Source organism: Fictibacillus sp. KU28468 (genome assembly GCF_026153615.1).
In the GTDB taxonomy this organism is placed as follows: Bacteria; Bacillota; Bacilli; order Bacillales; family Fictibacillaceae; genus Fictibacillus_C; species Fictibacillus_C marinisediminis.
The window spans coordinates 3,991,099-4,008,803 of the sequence record NZ_CP110666.1 but is presented as its reverse complement, the minus strand read 5'-3'; the positions used below and the strand labels follow the sequence as shown (position 1 = coordinate 4,008,803).

Below are 17,705 nucleotides of genomic sequence, written 5' to 3'. Positions count from 1 at the left end.
ACTTTAACTCCCTCTTGTCTTTAGATATACTATAAAGTTTCAATTAAATTTTGGGCAAAGGGGCTGTAATTTGCCCTATAAAAGTGTAGAATTAATCAGCATAGTAGTATGCAAGAACATACTTTCGATATAATTAAATTCTGCAAAGGAGTGGTGTTCTACATGATATTTACTAAAGGTGAACTCTTTAACGGACCCGGTGGTTTAAGCTTAGCGGCTAAGAACGCACGGGTTATACATCCTGAAACTGGCGAAGAGTGGGGCATCAAACATCTGTGGTCAAATGATTATGATCCTACAGCATGTGAAACATATAAACTTAACATTTGTGAAAATCCAGAAGATTCATCAGTTCATTGCGGACCGGTAGAGGATCTGCCAATCGGTGATAAATCTGTACTTGGAGATATAGACTGTTTTGCTTTTGGATTTCCTTGCAATGATTACAGCCAAGTAGGAGAGAAGCACGGTCTAGAAGGTACGTACGGGCCCTTATATTCTTATGGAGTTAAAGTGCTTAAAGAATACCAGCCGAAATTCTTTGTTGCAGAAAATGTGGGAGGGCTTCAGAGCGCAAATGAAGGACAGGCCTTTATTCAAATTCTGACCGAACTTGAAGAATGTGGTTATGTTTTAACTCCTCATCTATATAAATTCCAGGAATACGGAGTACCACAAGCACGCCATCGTATAATCATTGTAGGAATAAGACAAGATCTTGCTAAAAAGGGTATTGAATTTAAAGTACCTGCACCAACAACATTTTCTTCTACAGAATATAAAACATCACGCGAGGCCATTACGACTCCGCCAATTCCGGAAGATGCACCAAATAATGAGCTTCCTAGACATACTGAAAAAGTAAAAAAAATGCTCAGTTATATTCCGCCAGGTAGCAATGCTTGGTATCCTGGCATCCCAGAAAATCTTCAGCTCAAAGTCAAAGGGGCAAGATTAAGCTCTATCTATAAACGTTTGGATCCAACAAAACCTGCCTACACCGTAACTGGTAGTGGTGGAGGTGGAACGCATATGTACCATTGGGAAGAACTCAGAGCCTTAACAAATCGCGAACGAGCACGTCTTCAAACATTTCCAGATGACTTTGAATTCATAGGCAGCAAAGAGGCGGTCAGACGTCAAATTGGAATGGCTGTACCTCCTCATGGAGCACAAATTGTGTTTGAAGCTATTCTTAAGTCATTTGCGGGAATTAAATATGATTATGTAATGCCTGCACCTAAACTGCAACTGGAAAATTTAAGAGGAAAGCAAAAAATCACATTTGAAGAAATATCCTCTACTGAAAAACAAGCAGCATATAATTTATAAAGAAAAAGACTACTAGACTCCTTATTAAAGGAGTCTTAATTTGCATGGAATGCACCAGCTAATAGCAAAATCGAATTAATATGAGGGGACTAAACTTTTAGGTTGATGATTGCAGGCCTAATAGATTGGCTTTTGAAAAATAAAGAAAAGGGGCAGTTATGTGTATAATTTACTGGAAGAAGAGTCACATTTAGGCATTCTTGAAAAATTTGAGCACCTAAAATACAAAACTTTTATAGGTCAAAATGAAATAAAAGGGGTTAGAGGAAGCGGAGAATATTTACCGCCTGATGAATTTGTACCTTCTGCACATATGTTGCATGATTTAATTCGGGGTTTTTATAAACCTAAAGGAAAAAAATATATACTTTCTTATCAAGCAACTGAATCAGAAAAGAATTATGGGAAACAAATTCAATGGAAAGATGATTTTCAAAAAGACTTTTTGATGATCCGCATGTCTCCACCTAGCAGTGAAAAGGACAACCGAGCAAAGAGCGATATAAAAGCAGCTCGTTATAACATGGAAAATAAAATCCCAATTGGGATTTTGTACAAGATTAACAAGGGAATAAATAGATGTTTAGGATTAGGCTTAATTACCGAGGAAACAAATGAAGGAATATTTATAGTGGTGCCAATATCATTAGAAAAAAATACCGAAACGTTAAATAATATAGTATTGCAAATACAAGATTTATCTCACATTACACAGACAGAAAAAGAATCCATTATAAAATCACGTATTGGTCATAGCCTTTTTAAAGACAATCTACTTCGATTAGAACCTAAATGCAAAATCTGCGGAATGGATTTAAAAGAATTACTCATAGCAAGTCACATTAAACCTTGGAGTAAATCTTCTGCGAGAGATAGATTAGATATACATAACGGTTTTCTTCTCTGTCCAAATCACGATGCTCTTTTTGATAGAGGCTACATCTCTATAAATAAAGAGGGATTCATCATGATATCAAATTTATTAGATAAGAAAGCAGTTTCACTTTTCCAACTCAATCAGAATATAAAACTAAATATCTTAACCGAGCATGAAGAATATCTAGAGTATCATAGGTTAAATGTTTTTAAGAGAAATAGATAAGTAAAAACTGAATGATCTTTTTCAACCTATATAATCCATTTTTAAATACACTCCAAAAGAGAGTTCTGTTTATTTAAAACAATTTACTCTCTTTATTAAATTGGCGTATTCAAAGAACCGACTTGATTTTATTTGTTGCTCGCTCCGTGATGAAATAATGGCTTCTTTTTAGAAAATTCGTCCCGCTACTTGTTAATAAAGTCAATAGTCAATATTTCATTTTATTGTCAACTGGTATAATTCATTTGAACTGCGGGCAAGCAATATAGCAATCACCAATAAATTATTGTGCCGAAGATTCCTGAGGAAGACGGACGATATGCCTTTCTACAAATTTCCAAGATTTAGCATAAGCTTCCTTTTCAGAAAGAATGTCCCATATCGTAACACCGCCAACTAAATTTGTATATTTTATTAATTCACGAATAAATTTACGTCTATTTTTAATTCTTTCTATCTCTTGAAACTCTTCTAATTTTAGAAAATCAGTTATCACTTCTAATACAGCTTTTAAAGCGACCTTGTTTCTTGATAGGTTAGTAGTATCAATTAGTAAATTAGCAATTTCCTGGTTTAGTAACATCATTCTTGTGTAATGGTAAGGGTCTGTTTTTGTATCGTCATAAGTGAGATAAGCATACCACCATAATCTTGATAAGCCGTTTCTGTAAAAAGTTTTTCCTTTAGAACTAAAGAAAAAACGAGTTTTTATAAACTCAATCTCATCCCCTTCTGCTTCCTGAACGGGCCATCGCTGGCACATGTAATCCCAAAAAACTGTATGACTCAAATAACTCCAGAACCTTTCTTCAGAAGCTAAAGATAATGGAATGTCTTTAAACTTTTCGTAGAGTAATTTGCAGTTTTCGAAGTCATCCGCACTTTTATTATTCGTATCAGAAACAATTAAAAAATTTTCAAAAGGTAATGACTCTAAGTCCAAGTCCAATACTGATATTATCTCTGAATTATCGTTGGATTTATAATGGGACAGATCAATATTATTTTTTAAGTCATTCAAAATTTCAGCTTTCATTAGGACGATATTATTCATTATCATCGCTGTCCTCTCTATATATAATAGCTTCTAAAGCTGCCCAAGGTTTGTCTTTAGATTCATACAAAATAGCATACGCAAGAGAGGGTATGTTCTCAGGGTTCAGATTTGTTATATCTTGACCCAGTGTTCTAATCTTCTTTTCTAAAGTTCTGAACCAATCGAGACTCTCAAATGTATCAAGTTCACTGGAATTGGAATCATTAGAGCTTAAAAGATGAATGTTGTGAAGAACATCCAATAATGCGGGGTAATAAAGCATAGAAATAAGCACCATATTTATGTCATTTCCATACTCTTTTAGATTACCAATTTTTTCGTGAATGCTTTTAGGTATGATAATTTCTATTTGACTATTGTTCATTGCTATAGAAATAGGAGAAGCACTGGCAGATGGATCTTTTGCTACTCTAAAGATACTATTTGTAGTAACTAGTTCATCTTTTTCTAAATAAATTGTTTGTGTAATAGCTAATGCAAGAATATCCCCTTTTTCAATGTTAAATGCTGTGTCTTGAAAGTCTGGATGCATATTAGAATTTGTGTAATCAGGTAAAGTACAATTAGCTAAAATGAAATAGTTTACATCTACTTTTTTGTTTAAAAGTCCACTATCGATAGAAAGCTGCACATTACAAATGGTTTCATCATTATTTTGAAGGATTGAACAAGCTGAACGACTTATTTTGTAGGAGAGCCGTTGCATAGTTGATGAACATTCAAAGTGTACATTTATATGAACATAATCTTGTTCAAAAAGTGTATTTAAAGTGTCATTCTTAATTTTAAATTCAAGAGAGAAGTTTAACGAATGATTGACTTCTTCGTAACCGATAATGTTTCCTGTAAAATGACTTTGAACAATATCATCAGTTAAAGGATGTATTACTGGATGAGGAAAATTTCTAGTTTTTAATTTCATACTTGTTCAACCCCTAATGAATAACGAGTTAAATTATCCAATTTTAGTAACAGTTCACATTGAACCCCTTTTTCGACTGTAATAGGACCTAAGACATTTTTCTCGTCAATATCAACTGCATTGCCAAATTTCTTATTAGTAGCACTAATAATCGAAGCAGTGTCAACTACACTTTCTCCAACTAAATTAATTTTTAAAGATAAATCACCAGACTGAGCGGGCGTTAATAAAATTTTATACATTCCATCATTAGGATTGCAGCAGAATGCTCTAATTGATTTAATGTCTGCTTTATTTTCGTGATTTTTTGGTTTGGGTGTTTTTCTTTTATCTAATGGTTGAGTTCGCTTCTTACGTTCTTTCGCACGCTTTTTTTTAGCTGAAGGTGTCATAGAATTATTTACAATAACTAAAGATCTTATTTTTTCTTTTTCACCATCTACCGATATATTATCGATAGGGCATTCATCTTGAGATAGGCTCGGTAAAATATTTTCAAGTCCAGGCAACTCAAAAGAATCATCTTCAAACTTTGGTGCAATATCACGAACAACCCTGTTCATCCAATCATTTAAGGTTTTTCGTAATTTTTCCGCATACTTGGGATTCGCTTGGTATAGGCCAGGAATCCAAGCATCATGAGTAGGTGGCTCCATAAGACGGAAAACTTTATTTAATTTTTCTCCTTCAACAATTAAAGTACCAGCAAATTTTAAAGGCGTTCGGAAGTTTCCTTTCTCATCAATTTTCATTCCAGTACCACGATTTAATGAAATTTTATTATGGAAATTTTCCCCTTCTAATAAATATAGCTTTACTGTTTCAATATGGCCGTCTTCCGTTAAGAATTCTCCTGTTCTCTCGATCCTGTAAGGAGAGGTTAATGTTAAATAAAACTCAGGAACTTTACTATCAGGATTAAATTCTTTAATAAGTTCAATAACAGAATTTAAAGTTGTTTTAGTAATATGAACATCTCCAATAATTATTTCGAGACGGCCGTCTAGTATCGCATACATATAACTATTGACTGACTCTTCAATTACTGAATTCTGAAAACCTTCATAATCATCAAAACCTACGATGAATTTATCAGTACCGTAATCCCCGGCACTACGTTTGAAAAAATCATCAAATTCTGTTATATCAGTAAGCGGTTTATGTCCATGCTTTATTCCGTAAAATCCAGTTCCTTGAGTAGGATATTCTTCTCCACGATTAAAACTAGCTATCTTGATAACGCCTTGAAAGCCTATATTGTAAGGTTTTTCTCGATTTAACGTTCCATAGAACATTGTTCGTAAAAAAGACGTAGCAAAGGGCGCGTGTTTCCCGATACCGTAAGAGCCATTAGAAGTTCCTGTTTTACCTGTGTCGCCAGTAGTTTTAGTTAAACGATGGAAATGACTGTCTTCTTTAGACATAATCTTTGTCAGTCCGCTAGTATTCCGATCTCTAATGGCACATATAGAAATAAAATCTGCATTTACAATTTCACAAGCTTTTTTAAAAAACTTATGTGTTTCGTTATTATTAGATGAAAAATGATTTTCAGCTTTTTCAAAAATGGTTCTCAATTCGTCTATCCCAGGAATTTTGTCTGCTTCAATCTTCTTCTCTTCAAATTTAACAATGACAGGTACACCTTTTTTATATTGAGCATCTAAAGCATCTTGGATAACTTCTCTGGTCATTGATTTAATAGGATTTGCTCGGAAAAATGAAATGCCTGAATCATTTAAACCATCTTCTCGGCCGCCACCTGTTGAAGGGAATTCCCACCCAATTAAGTTTGCTGCGTCTTTTGTCATGAATAACCCTCCCTATATTTTATTTAAATTTAAATTCAGTACTGCGTTCTTTACTCACTTCACTAAATTTATTTTTAAGTATTCTAACTTCGTTTTCTAATGCCTCAATAATTTGTTTAACATGCTTATCTGTATAGTCATAGTTATTTTTATTTGCTAGATTTCCTATAAGTTGTAATTTTTTTAATGTATCACTCACTCTTTTTTGAGCAAGTTCTTCAAATTTCTTCATCTTTTTATCTTCAGCCATACAATAAACCTCCGTAAATTGATCTTCAAATACAATATAACGGGAATATATAAAAATATCAAACTAAATATTTGATATATTTACTATATTACCAGTATGTATTAATAAAATGATATTATTTTAATAGGGAGGGTGAAAAAACTGAAGAGTTCTTTAACAATTGGTATCCCGATCAGAAACATTAAATATAAATAAGTCTGTGCCGGTAATTTATAATTATAAATACGCAACGCAACAAATAAAGAGGACTTAGGGTTTAATCTAATTACATATCTGAAAGGCAAAATATCAAATAATCTTTTTAGAGTTTAATCTTGTATTTTATAAATCACTAATCTTTTCGATATAATTAATAAGGAATTTGTGTGTAACTTCGCGTTTCTATTCCAAAAATTATAGTGGAGGATCCTTTTTTGCTGGAACAAATAAATCATATGAAAATTGCCTATGGGCAACTTTATGAGATTGAAAATACACTACGCCTAATAATTGTTTCCAAAATGGAAGCAAAATACGGTGCTAATTGGTATTATATTATTTCACTTAAAGTTCTAAGGAGAAGGCCTAGCAAGGAGTTTTTAAATCTAGACTTACATGAATTAATTTCTTTTTTCAGGATTTATCCTGAATTAACAATAATATTTCCATTAAAAATGATTAAGTCTTTTCCTACTATCTTTCCTATTCGAAATAAAATTGCGCATTGTAAATATTTGAATGAATATGAATTAAAAGAACTAAATAATTTTTATCATAGATTTATAAATGTTTTGTCCAGTAAGAAAAATAGTAGTCAGCTATCTTAAATTATTCATGGAAGGGGGGATTCAACGGATTTTTTCTTATCCAGCGTTTACAGAAAAGATCGTTCAAATTCTTCCCTATCATTTTGAAATGCCAAAGACTTTTGAGTTAAAAAATGACTTTGCCTTTCCTTATTTACTAAAGTGCATAGCAAATACAATACTTCTCAGGTATTAACAGCACTCAGATATTATAATGATAAGGCAAGCCCAGCTTTTCGAGAGGGTGTGAAACACTTTAAGGAAAAGGATTTGGATATCTTTTTCATCACGCTCAATAAATCAGAAAAAGACTTCTCATCATCTACACTCTATGACGACTATGCTATTAATGAGCAATTGTTCCACTGGCAAACCCAAAGTCGGGTAGCAGAAGGCAGTGAAACGGCTAACCGGTATATACAACATAGAAGCAGGGGTTACAAAATTGCATTGTTTGTTCGTGAATACAAAAAAGAAAACGGCTATACGTCGCCGTTTGTCTTCCTAGGAACTGCTGATCATGTGAGCAATTCAGGAAGTAAATCAATGAGTTTCGTTTGGAAGCTAAGAGAAGAGATGCCGCCTTACTTTGTGCCTAGGGCGAATAAGAATATCTTGTAAACTTTAGCCCTGTACATATGGTATAGGGCTTTTTTACACAACAAAAGAAAACGTTTACAAAAACCTCTTGCAATCTATCTTTAGTCATGCTAAATTATACCCAAGAACAAAAATCTAAACGTTTACATTATTGTTCAAACCGGACAATCAAGAATAATGCTTAGAAATTCTATTTTTTTCTGTAAAAATCTAAACGTTTACATTTTAGGAGTTATGTCCAATGGAAGGTAAAGCGAATATTCAGGATGTGGCTAGAAGAGCGAATGTGTCGATTGCGACGGTGTCCCGGGTGATCAATAACCAGGGCGGCGTGCGCAAGGTGACGGAGGAGAAAATCCTCAAAGCCATTCAGGAGCTCGGGTATATCCGCAATGCGGCGGCCCGGACGATGAAGAGCAAGGATACGAAGACGATTGGTGTCATTGTCCCTGACATCAGCAACCCGTTCTTTCCGCTCGTCATGGCCGGGATTGAACAGAAGGCCCGGGAAAAGGGATACTTTGCGATTTTGAGCAGTACGAATGAGTCGCCGGTCGTTGAGGAAGAGATTCTGAAGAACTTCATTGAGCGCGGCGTGGATGGTGTCATCATTACGACGGCCAACGAGAACGGCGACCATCTAAAACAGCTTCTCGAGCAGGGCATTCCGATGGTGGCGGTTGACAGAAGCATCCAAAGCTATGACGTCGATACGGTGCTGGTCGATAACGTGAAGGGCTCCTACCAGGCGGTTCAGCACATGATCCTTCAGGGGCATGAGAAGATCGCAATCATTTGCGGTCCGCAGAACACGACGCCGGGGCGTGAGCGTTTCATCGGCTACAAAAAGGCGCTCGAGGATTACAACCTGAAGCTGGACGAGCGTTATATTTTTCAAGGGGACTTCGGAGAGCGAAGCGGCTATCAGGCAGCTCACGAGTTTTACTCCCAGATCGATCGTCCGACTGCCATCTTCTCGTCCAACAACTTGATGACGACCGGGTGTGTGAAAGCCATCGGTGATCTGGACTGGAAGCTTGGCGAGGAAATCTCGTTTTTCGGCTTTGACGATGTGGATATTGCCACGTTCCTGAACCCGAAGCTCAGTGTTGTTTCACGTCCGATGAATGCGGTGGGGGAGATTGCATTTCAGCTCCTGCATGAACGGATTCATTTTAAGGGTGAGATGCCGAAGCGGGAGTACAATCTGTCACCGGAACTCATTATTCGTGATTCCTCCCGGCTGCGTTTTCCGAAAGGTGCACACACTGGACAATCTCTTAAAAAGTAAATGAGGCACTGGAGCAGGTCACTCTGTGCCTTCTTGTTAGCAGGTTTTTGTAAGCGCTTTTATAAAACTCTAGTAAAGAAGAGGGGATGTTACACATGAAGAACAACCAATTGATTCAACTGCCGGACGGTTACTTGAACCGCACACCGATTTTCCAGTTTATCCTTGTATCACTGCTGTTTCCGTTATGGGCGGTAGCAGCGAGCTTGAACGATATTCTCATCGCGCAATTTAAACATGTGTTTGAATTGAGTGATTTCGCAAGCGCTTTCGTTCAGAGTGCGTTTTACGGAGGATACTTCCTTGTAGCGATTCCGGCGTCGATGGTCATCAAGAAAATGAGTTACAAGTTTGCGATTATGACAGGCCTTCTGTTTTATATCGTCGGCTGCTCGTTGTTTTATCCGGCGTCACACATGGGGACGTACACGATGTTCCTGGTTGCGATCTTCGCGATTGCGATTGGGCTAAGCTTTTTGGAAACGGCGGCGAATACGTACAGCTCGATGATCGGGCCGCGACAATACAGCATTCTACGCTTGAACATTTCTCAAACGTTTTATCCACTTGGTTCTATCGCAGGGATTTTACTCGGAAAGTACCTGGTGTTCCAGGAGGGGGCAAGCCTTGAATCACAGATGGCGAAAATGTCTCCGGCTGAAGCGCATGCGTTTGGGCTGAAGATGCTGCAGCATACACTTGAACCATATAAATATATTATTTTCGTACTGATTGCTATGTTTGTCTTGTTTGCCTTGACGAAGTTCCCGATCTGCAAGCCGGTTGCGAATCGTGCAAAGAGCGCAGAAAAGGCACCAGGAATCGGTCAGACGCTCAAATATTTGGCAGGCAACAAACGCTTCAAAAAAGGGATTGTAGCACAGTTTTTATATGTAGGAATGCAGGTAGCCGTTTGGTCGTTCACGATCCGTCTGGCACTTGATCTGAACCCGGATTTCAATGAGAGAACGGCTTCCAACTTCATGGTCTATAGTTTTGCGGGCTTCTTTGCCGGCAAGTTCATCGCCAACTTCCTGATGGCACGCTTCTCATCTTCAAAGGTCTTGTTCGGTTATTCCATTCTCGGATCGGCGATGCTGGCATATGTCATTCTCGTGCCGAACATGACGGCAGTTTATGCGGCCATCGTAGTAAGCATGCTGTTTGGACCTTGCTGGGCAACCATTTATGCGGAAACGCTTGAAGTGGTAGATAAGAAGTACACGGAAACAGCAGGAGCGATCCTCGTAATGTCGATCGTCGGCGGCGCGGTGATCCCGGCACTTCAAGGGTACGCATCTGACGCATTTGGCTCCATGCAGACGGCGTTCCTCGTATCGATGGCGTGCTTCGTATATGTCGGCATTTACTTCTTTGGTGAAATGAAGAAGCAAAAATCTGGAGTGAAGAAGACTGACGAAACGATCGAAGTGGCTCAGTAAAAATAGAAAACCTGCGGGCAGCCGTTGCTGGCTGCCTGGACGGGTTAATTTAGCAGGAAAGGGATGCTAGAAATGAGAGGAACCATTGAACTTCAGCGCGAATTTTTTAAAGAAAGCAAAAAAGTAATCTATCGAGATCATGAATTTACAGCAAGCCTATTCCGCTATCCGTCAGGGGTGGAGGCGATTGAGCTGACCAACTCACGGGGGCGAATGGTTGTGCTGCCGTATATGGGACAGATCATCTGGGATCTTGAGTTTGACGGTACAGATCTGAAGATGAAGAACATGTTCTCACAGCCGAAAAAGGTTAATGCGATCGTTGATACATACGGTTGCTTTGCGTTTCACTCCGGCTTGATCGCTAATGGCTGTCCTGGACCTGGCGATGACCATGAACTGCACGGTGAAATGGCGTGTGCCGAGATGGACCGGGCATGGCTGGATATCAGTGAAGAAGGAATCAGTGTTTGCGGGGAAACGGAGTATGTGAAAGGTTTCGGACATCACTATTTAGCGTCTCCGAGTGTTAAAATGATGAAGGAAAACTCATTCATTGAGATGAATATGAAGGTGAAGAACCTGTCAGGGTCCGGCATGCCGCTTCAATACATGTGCCACACGAATTATGCGTATGTGGATGGTGCAGAGATGAAGCAGAACATTCCGGACGATTGCTTAGCGCTTCGGGAATCGATTCCAGCCCACGTGAAGCCGACCGAACAATGGCTGGCTTACAATAAGAAAATCTTGAGCGGGGAAGAAACACTGAACGTGCTGAACAAGCCGGAGATGTATGATCCAGAGATTGTCTTTTTTGCAGATCAGCTGGATGCTTACGGTGAAGAAGCAGAATTTGAGATGACATCACCGGATGGCCCGTCATTTTTCACGAAGTTCTCAACTGCGGAATTGAAATATGCGACACGCTGGCTTTTGCATAACAGCGACCAGCAGGTAGGCGCATTCGTCCTGCCTGCGACATGCCGGCCGGAAGGATTTTTGGCCGCAGAAAAAGCAGGAACATTGATCACGTTAGGTGCCGGGGAAGAGCGTTCCTTTAAGGTCGTGACCGGGAAGAAATAAGGAGGAAGAAACATGGATATTGCAGTGATCGGATCCAACATGGTGGATCTCATTTCATACATTGATAAGATGCCGAAAGAAGGAGAAACACTTGAAGCGCCGGACTTTGAAATCGGATGCGGCGGAAAAGGAGCAAACCAGGCGGTAGCGGCAGCGAAACTGGGCTCCAACGTCATGATGGTTACGAAAGTCGGAGATGATTTGTTTGCCGACAACACGATCAACAACCTGGAGAAGTACGGCATTGATACGGAATTTACCGTCAAGGTGCCTGGCACCTCAAGCGGGGTTGCGCCGATCTTTGTGGACCCTGAGTCCAAGAACCGCATCCTGATCATTAAAGGAGCGAACCAGCATCTTTCACCAGAAGATGTGGATGGGGCGGCAGAAAAGCTGAAACAGTGCTCGCTTATCGTCCTGCAGCTGGAGGTTCCGCTTCCTACCGTATACCGTGCGATTGAATTCGGTAATGAGCATGGCATTCCGGTGATTTTAAATCCGGCACCGGCCTCAAAGGAACTGGATTTTGAGTATGTCTGCAAAAGCGACTTTTTCATTCCGAACGAAAGCGAACTGGAAATCTTAACAGATATGCCGGTCGACACCGACGACCAGATTCGAGTGGCTGCCATGACCTTGATCGAACGGGGCGTGAAAAACGTGATCGTAACGATGGGAAGCCGGGGAGTGATGTGGGTGACAAAGGATGATGTTCAAACGGTCGCTTCACATAAGGTTGATGCAATAGACACAACGGGTGCCGGCGATGCGTTCATCGGCTGCTTCTCTCATTATTTTGTACAGAGCGGTGATGTGCTGGAGGCGATGAAAAAAGCGACGGCGTTTGCGGCATTAAGTGTGATGAAGCGCGGGACACAGACTTCTTATCCTGGTTTGGAAGAAGTAGAAGAGTTTTTAAAAGAGAGAGTTTAAATCTTCGGACTAGTTGACTGGTATAATAAATGAGAAGGCGGGTGTAATCACTCGTCTTTTTATTTTGGCTGTTTTAATAGATCGTTGCCTTGGATCAATCTTATTAACAATGGCGGCAGCCTGAATGAAATGATGGGATTTTTACAGGGGGAATTCGAATTCCCGTCGATGGAAGCATTTAGAGCAATGACAGATAAAGCTGTGAATGTGTACAATACGTCTACTCAGTGGTTCTTAAAAGGCCATTCTCCAATCAGCTCAAGGGAGGATGGAGGAAAGCAAGGGTCTAATATGGCAACCGTGCCAGGTTCCAATGTCATACCATTTCGGACAAGTGAAAAAACAGGCCGAAATGAGCCTTGCCCGTGAGGAAGCGGGAAAAAGTATAAGAAGTGCTGCGGGAAATGAAATTAACAGATTCATACAAAGCGCGGTACTCAAACTTCCTATCCAAGTGTGGAGGAAGTAGATGCGTTCTTTCAAACGATCGTTTAATAAGTAGAAAAACCCTGTAAAACAGCTATTTGTTTGCTGCGTGACAGGGTTTTTCTTTTAGAAATATTGGGAATTATCTCGTTTCTGTTAACGGACGATCTGGCTTAACGGCAAACCACAAAATAACAGCAACAAGGATAGGCATGATCGAAATGATAAGTGTATTTTCCCAGCCTACTGTCTGAGCCAGCCATCCGCATAGTAGAGGGGATAAAAATGCGCCAATGTTGCCCCAGAGGTTCATCCAGCCTGAAACAGAACCGGAGAACTCATTCCCTAGGTCGACGGCTGCTGCCCACGAAGTAACTACTGGAAATCCAAGAGAACCAAGTGAAATGGTTAACCAGAGTACATTCATCCAAGGCGTAGTTGCATATGCAGCCAGATACATGGAAATTGAGAAGACAATCAGTCCGCCAATGGCCAAAGCGCCGCGAGCAATAAGTTTCGACTTGCCGATTTTTACAAGATAATCAGAAATGGCACCGCCCGTCATTACGGTTACGAAAATACAGAGCCAAGGGAGACTTGCTGCAAATCCCATACTGGACAATGAGAAGTCTCTAGCTTCTTGAAGGTAAGTAGGAAGCCAAACTAAAAAGAAGGTAACAATATAAAGAACCACAAAGTACTGTATACCGAGCGCCCAAAAACGACCGTTCTTTAAAAAGAATCTCCAAGGCGCAATCTCTTTCTTCTCTTCTTGAACCGTTCGATTTTCAAGAATGTATTGGGTTTCTTCTTTACTGATATAAGGATGATCTTCTGGCTTATTGCGTCCAAGCAAGTACCATAAAAAGGCTACTATTAAGCCCAGGATTCCAAAAATGTAAAAAACAGCTTCCCATCCCCATTGTTGAAAGATAGCTACTGTAAGCACCGGCGCAATAACAGGTCCAAAATAGGAGCCGGCCAATAATGCACTGGAAGCACGCCCTTTTTCCTGCTTTGGAAACCAGTACGTATTAAACACGGCATTTCCCGGATACATTGGTCCTTCTCCAACGCCAAAAAGAAAACGAACAGCAGCTAATAGCCCGTGTGATTTTACAATGGCAGTCAAACCAGTAAAGACTGACCACCAGATTAAGGCGAAAAATACTATTTTTCTGGCTCCAAAGCGCTCAGCCAGCATTCCAGCGGGTATTTGTGATAAAGCATATCCTAATGAAAAAAAGGAAGCAAGAAGCCCAAACTGTACTTTTGTCATATTTAAATCGTCCATCATAGGTTTAGCAATGACAGCGATATTGGAACGGTCCATATATGCGATCAAACCAATAACAAAGAATAGTAAAGCGAGCCACCAGCGTACTCGTGAACGGGGCTTTGTGCTACCGCTAAATCCAATTTCCTGTTTGTTTATAGGTTGTTCCATGTTTCATTGACCTCCTCAAATTTTATACAATTCCGGCTTTCTGTCCTTTAGCACTGGCATCCTTTCACGGACTGAGGAAACGGAGTCAAGGTCTATTGTGGCATAGAGAATCGTTGGTTCTGAACCTGCTTCCGCAATAATCTCTCCTAAAGGGCTGATGATCATAGAATGTCCATTGAAAACATCATTCTCGTTTCGGCCAGCTACATTGGCTCCAATAACAAAGAATTGGTTTTCAATAGCCCTTGCACGAAGGAGTATTCTCCAGTGTTCTTCACGCTGAATGGGCCATTGTGCCGGAACAAAAAGAACCGATGCATTTTCAACCGCGTAATACCTCATAAGTTCAGGGAAACGAATATCATAACAAATAACCGAACTAGCTTTATGGCTCCCCAAATCAAATAAAGGTGAATCCAGACCACCTTTTAAGTACCGATCCTCATTCATAAGCCCAATTAAATGCATCTTGCTGTATGTATTTATTAGTTCTCCTGATGGGTTATAGCTTAGGCTTGTATTGTAAATACCGTCTCCTCGATCGGCTGTGAACGAACCGCCAATCAGCCAAATTTGATGCTGCTTGGCTTTTCTTGATAAAAAGAGGCTTGTTTCTCCATCGAGTGGTTCACTGTGTTTCCTTAAATGATTAAAATCATAACCGCTTAACCACATCTCCGGCAGGACAACAATCTCTGCTCCGTTTAGTACGGCTTCGTCAATCTTTTGTTCTGCATTTAACAAGTTGCTCTCGCGATCCCCCTGAAGCACATTTAACTGGCATACCGCTACTTTCATTTCACTGCCTCCTTTGGTAAAAGAGAATCTGATTTCTCAACAGGTACAACTTTATATTCCAGTTGGATCTCTCTATTTAAGACAGGATCAGTTAACGTCATCCGGTAGGCATCAGCATATTTAAATATACCGCCGTTGATGGGTACGGTTCCGCAGAAAAGGATTGTTCCTTCTTGATCGATGCGGTTTCTTTCTGAAGCAAACTTTAATATGTCAGTAACAGGAAGGACAGAGGAGATGCTGCCATCCTGATATGTCTCCCATTGATTTTGAGTGAAAATTTCACATTTCAGCTTCAGTTCATCCCAATGGGGAAGCAATTCTTCCAATGGCCAAGCTGCCTTTCCCACTGGCTTTGGACAGACTTGTTTTGCGTATGGAATACTTATCGTTTCAAGTGATCGGTCCGTATGGTCTGATCCTACGGTGACGTAATTTCCGTTAGGGGTAATAACTAGAACGAATTCGACTTCTCCGGATGTTTTTTCACCTAAAAGTTGAATCTGATCCTCTTGAGTTACAAGAAGGTTACTAACGGGATAGACCATAGGGATTTCTGGGGGGGCGGGAATTCCTTCATTTGCTAGCTCATCAATATGATGCTGAACCATTTCCTTGTTTCTGCCAGAATACCCAATGCATACACTTTGTTTAATCTCGATGGTTATATCCTCAGAGTTATCTACAGAAAATCTCATCATTTTTCCTCCTCGTTTAATTCTTCTAGTGCAGATTTTGTTTTCTCAAGGTGAATCCGCATGGCATCCACGGCATCACCGTTTTTTAAACCCTGAACTATTTTTTTATGTTCCGAAATGACCTCTTCACAACGGTTTTGACGGTGAATAACTTGAACTCCAATTCTGCGGAACAGATCTGATATTTGTTCAGAAATACTGATAAGCCTTTTATTTTCTGCAAGGTCATATAACGTTTTGTGAAACTCCCGGTCGAGGATAATGAATTCATCTTCATTGCCCTGACTCATTTCTCTTTCCATTAAAAGAATAATGTTCTCTAACTCTTCTAAACTCTTTTCGCTAATAGAAGAACTGATTTTTGTTACAATATGAAGTTCTACAAGCATTCTTAGCTCAAAAACATCCTCAATATCTTTTTTTGTAACAGGGCTTACAAATGTCCCCTTATAAGGGATGGATACGAGCCATCCTTCTGTTTCAAGGGATTGAACGGCTTCTCTAAAAGGTGTTCTGCTAATATTGAACTCTTCTAAAGCTCTTTTTTCTGTAATCACCTCATTTTTTTTGAAAAGCCCATTTATAATCGCTTCTTTCAGAATGTTGTAAGCTTGCACTTTTAGTGGGTTAGCATGGAAGGATCGACTTTTCATCATTTAGCACCTCAAATATATAATATATAATATATAATACAGATTATTCAGATAATTACAAGTGCATTGAGGTTTTTGCTGTAAATAAAACAAAGAAGCAGGTCCATTTTTGATCCGCTTCATCTTGTTTTTTATTCTATTTTACAGCCTATGAAGCTAGTTCCTGTTCTACCGCTAGAGTATTGCTCTGAAACGGCTAAAAGCCAGTCCTAAAACTGTATCGACAAGTGCGGGTATGATCGTACAGAAGATAGCGGCAGGGAATAACTGATTGTTTGAACAGGCCAAAAAAGCGAGAAAAAGCATGAAAAATCCTATAAAAAATTGAATTTATTCCCAGGGTTGTTATACTAGTTAATAGGAAAGTGTAAGCGCACTCAATGATTGCTGATTCTTGAAAAAATAGGAGGGAATCATGGGAAGATTAGTTCATTTTGAAATTCATGTAAGTGACATGGACCGTGCAAAGAAGTTTTATGGAGAGGTATTCGGATGGTCATTCCAGGATTGGAGTGAGTATGCAGGAATGCCTTACTTTGGAGCAGTAACTGGCAATGAGAGAGAACCTGGAATCAATGGTGCTTTGATGCAGCGGCAAAGTGCTTCTCCGGAAACCAACCAGGCGTTAAATGGATTTGCTTGTACAATGGGAGTGGAAGATTACGATTCCACGGAAGCTAAAATTATGGAGCATGGCGGCAAGGTGGCAATGCCCAAATATGCTTTGCCTGGAATGGCGTGGCAAGGATACTATATTGATACAGAAGGAAATATATTCGGAATTCATCAACCCGATGAGAATGCAAAATAGAATACTTGAAATCTGATAGAATAAATAAAACCAGAAGGTAGTGATTCCTTCTGGTTTTTAGCTGTTATTAAGAATACAACCCTTTATAAATGTCTAATGGAGCTGTTCGGCAAAAAAAGGAGAGATCAATATGTACGAATTAAAAACCAAAGAAACCGACAGCAGTGTGATCGAGTTTATTGAAAATGTGGACCTAAAAAAACGTGGACTGGGTGTATTCGTTCAGCTGGTCTTCCGGCTTTTCTCTTTTGAAACCACGGC

Annotated in this window: 17 protein-coding genes and 2 pseudogenes; 11 read left to right on the top strand and 8 right to left on the bottom strand. The window is 39.5% G+C overall.

Annotated elements, in window-relative coordinates; translation table 11 throughout:
- Positions 1–162 precede the first annotated feature (162 nt).
- Both OKX00_RS21215 and OKX00_RS21210 read left to right on the top strand, forming a co-directional pair.
- Positions 163–1,332 (top strand): DNA cytosine methyltransferase, encoded by a 1,170-nt coding sequence (locus tag OKX00_RS21215; RefSeq protein WP_265408745.1) that lies wholly within the window; start codon positions 163–165, stop codon positions 1,330–1,332.
- Between the two features lie 160 nt (positions 1,333–1,492).
- Complete coding sequence (locus tag OKX00_RS21210; RefSeq protein WP_265408744.1) at positions 1,493–2,434, top strand: HNH endonuclease; 942 nt, start codon at positions 1,493–1,495, stop codon at positions 2,432–2,434.
- Between the two features lie 283 nt (positions 2,435–2,717).
- Here OKX00_RS21210 and OKX00_RS21205 read toward each other — a convergent pair whose 3' ends face one another.
- The 4 genes from OKX00_RS21205 to OKX00_RS21190 are packed head-to-tail and all read right to left on the bottom strand — an operon-like array spanning position 2,718 to position 6,474.
- Entirely contained in the window at positions 2,718–3,488 is a 771-nt protein-coding gene (locus tag OKX00_RS21205; RefSeq protein ID WP_265408743.1) for a DUF6339 family protein, read from the bottom strand.
- Entirely contained in the window at positions 3,481–4,413 is a 933-nt protein-coding gene (locus OKX00_RS21200; RefSeq protein ID WP_265408742.1) for a hypothetical protein, read from the bottom strand. Before OKX00_RS21200 ends, OKX00_RS21205 begins: the two co-directional genes overlap by 8 nt.
- Complete coding sequence (locus OKX00_RS21195) at positions 4,410–6,224, bottom strand: hypothetical protein (RefSeq protein WP_265408741.1); 1,815 nt, start codon at positions 6,222–6,224, stop codon at positions 4,410–4,412. The genes OKX00_RS21200 and OKX00_RS21195 overlap by 4 nt, the downstream gene beginning before the upstream one ends.
- A gap of 19 nt (positions 6,225–6,243) precedes the next feature.
- Positions 6,244–6,474, bottom strand: a complete 231-nt coding sequence (locus OKX00_RS21190) for a hypothetical protein (protein WP_265408740.1) — start codon at positions 6,472–6,474, stop codon at positions 6,244–6,246.
- 413 nt (positions 6,475–6,887) lie between these two features.
- On the opposite strand from OKX00_RS21190, the gene OKX00_RS21185 reads away from it, so the two are divergent.
- The 7 genes and pseudogenes from OKX00_RS21185 (at position 6,888) to OKX00_RS21155 (ending at position 12,980) form a co-directional block, all read left to right on the top strand.
- Positions 6,888–7,280 (top strand): hypothetical protein, encoded by a 393-nt coding sequence (locus tag OKX00_RS21185; RefSeq protein ID WP_265408739.1) that lies wholly within the window; start codon positions 6,888–6,890, stop codon positions 7,278–7,280.
- 7 nt (positions 7,281–7,287) lie between these two features.
- A pseudogene (locus tag OKX00_RS21180) lies at positions 7,288–7,880 on the top strand (DUF3427 domain-containing protein); the annotation flags it as partial.
- Positions 7,881–8,100: 220 nt separating this feature from the next.
- The gene (locus tag OKX00_RS21175) at positions 8,101–9,150 is read left to right on the top strand and encodes a LacI family DNA-binding transcriptional regulator (RefSeq protein WP_265408738.1); all 1,050 of its coding nucleotides are present in this window, start codon (positions 8,101–8,103) and stop codon (positions 9,148–9,150) included.
- Between the two features lie 95 nt (positions 9,151–9,245).
- Positions 9,246–10,592 carry an L-fucose:H+ symporter permease gene (gene fucP / locus OKX00_RS21170; protein ID WP_265408737.1) on the top strand — a complete coding sequence of 449 codons (1,347 nt, stop codon included), beginning with the start codon at positions 9,246–9,248 and terminating at the stop codon, positions 10,590–10,592.
- A 63-nt stretch (positions 10,593–10,655) separates the two neighbouring features.
- Positions 10,656–11,678: an aldose 1-epimerase family protein gene (locus OKX00_RS21165; RefSeq protein WP_265408736.1), complete on the top strand. Its 1,023-nt coding sequence runs from the start codon at positions 10,656–10,658 to the stop codon at positions 11,676–11,678.
- A gap of 12 nt (positions 11,679–11,690) precedes the next feature.
- Entirely contained in the window at positions 11,691–12,611 is a 921-nt protein-coding gene (gene rbsK, locus OKX00_RS21160; RefSeq protein WP_062238998.1) for a ribokinase, read from the top strand.
- Between the two features lie 129 nt (positions 12,612–12,740).
- Positions 12,741–12,980: a hypothetical protein gene (locus OKX00_RS21155; protein ID WP_265408735.1), complete on the top strand. Its 240-nt coding sequence runs from the start codon at positions 12,741–12,743 to the stop codon at positions 12,978–12,980.
- Positions 12,981–13,179: 199 nt separating this feature from the next.
- Here OKX00_RS21155 and OKX00_RS21150 read toward each other — a convergent pair whose 3' ends face one another.
- From OKX00_RS21150 to OKX00_RS21135, 4 genes are read right to left on the bottom strand one after another with little or no spacing between them, the layout of a single operon-like run.
- Positions 13,180–14,484 (bottom strand): MFS transporter, encoded by a 1,305-nt coding sequence (locus OKX00_RS21150; RefSeq protein ID WP_265408734.1) that lies wholly within the window; start codon positions 14,482–14,484, stop codon positions 13,180–13,182.
- 15 nt (positions 14,485–14,499) lie between these two features.
- Positions 14,500–15,282 (bottom strand): carbon-nitrogen family hydrolase, encoded by a 783-nt coding sequence (locus tag OKX00_RS21145; RefSeq protein WP_265408733.1) that lies wholly within the window; start codon positions 15,280–15,282, stop codon positions 14,500–14,502.
- Positions 15,279–15,983 (bottom strand): DUF2848 family protein, encoded by a 705-nt coding sequence (locus tag OKX00_RS21140; RefSeq protein WP_265408732.1) that lies wholly within the window; start codon positions 15,981–15,983, stop codon positions 15,279–15,281. Before OKX00_RS21140 ends, OKX00_RS21145 begins: the two co-directional genes overlap by 4 nt.
- Positions 15,980–16,636, bottom strand: a complete 657-nt coding sequence (locus OKX00_RS21135; RefSeq protein WP_082683615.1) for a GntR family transcriptional regulator — start codon at positions 16,634–16,636, stop codon at positions 15,980–15,982. Before OKX00_RS21135 ends, OKX00_RS21140 begins: the two co-directional genes overlap by 4 nt.
- Positions 16,637–17,048: 412 nt before the next feature.
- On the opposite strand from OKX00_RS21135, the gene OKX00_RS21130 reads away from it, so the two are divergent.
- Complete coding sequence (locus OKX00_RS21130) at positions 17,049–17,444, top strand: VOC family protein (RefSeq protein WP_265408731.1); 396 nt, start codon at positions 17,049–17,051, stop codon at positions 17,442–17,444.
- A 130-nt stretch (positions 17,445–17,574) separates the two neighbouring features.
- Positions 17,575–17,649, top strand: a pseudogene (locus tag OKX00_RS21125) (DUF1801 domain-containing protein); the annotation flags it as partial.
- Between the last annotated feature and the right edge of the window lie 56 nt (positions 17,650–17,705).